Annotated in this window: 1 protein-coding gene; it reads right to left on the reverse strand. The window is 61.4% G+C overall.

The genetic code is table 11. The annotated features are described in order from the left end of the window. Positions 1–60 precede the first annotated feature (60 nt). Positions 61–560 (reverse strand): Tn3 family transposase (locus AX690_RS01770; protein ID WP_156449527.1); only part of this gene is annotated, 500 nt, incomplete at its 5' end.

The raw sequence follows: 560 nt of genomic DNA on the forward strand, positions 1-560 counted from the left end.
GGCCTCACCTCAAGGTTTGTGCGCTAAACCTCGGCTAAAAGTACGAACCAAGAACACCTGTTATGCGGCGTAATGTCTGTCGCCCATTGGGTCGTTCAACGGCCTCATGCCGCGGTGCTTCGCCGCATCCGCCCAGAGGTAGTCACCGGTCAGCCCGATATGGGCCCAACTCATCGGCGAAAGATGGGCAAGAAGGTCGTCGGGCGCAACCTGCCCCCTCTCCCGCAGATGCTCGACGGCACGCTGCATATATAATGTGTTCCAAAGCGCGATTGCCGCGATCACCAAGTTCAGTCCAGAGGCGCGATGCTCCTGGTTCTGCAGTGTCCGGTCGGCGATGCGGCCCTGCTTATGGACAAACACCGCCTGGGCCAGAGCGTGGCGGGCCTCGCTTTTGTTGAGCCCTGCCTGACAACGCCGGCGCAGCTCCGGACTTTCCAGCCAGTCGAGGGTGAACAGTGTGCGCTCGATCCGGCCAACCTCGGCCAGGCCCATGTCGAGGCGGTTTTGCCGTTTGAACGCCGACAGCTTCTTGAGCATCACCGAGGGTGCGACGGAAC

Origin of the sequence: Caulobacter sp. CCH9-E1, from assembly GCF_001556515.1 — a bacterium.
Lineage (GTDB): Bacteria > Pseudomonadota > Alphaproteobacteria > Caulobacterales > Caulobacteraceae > Caulobacter.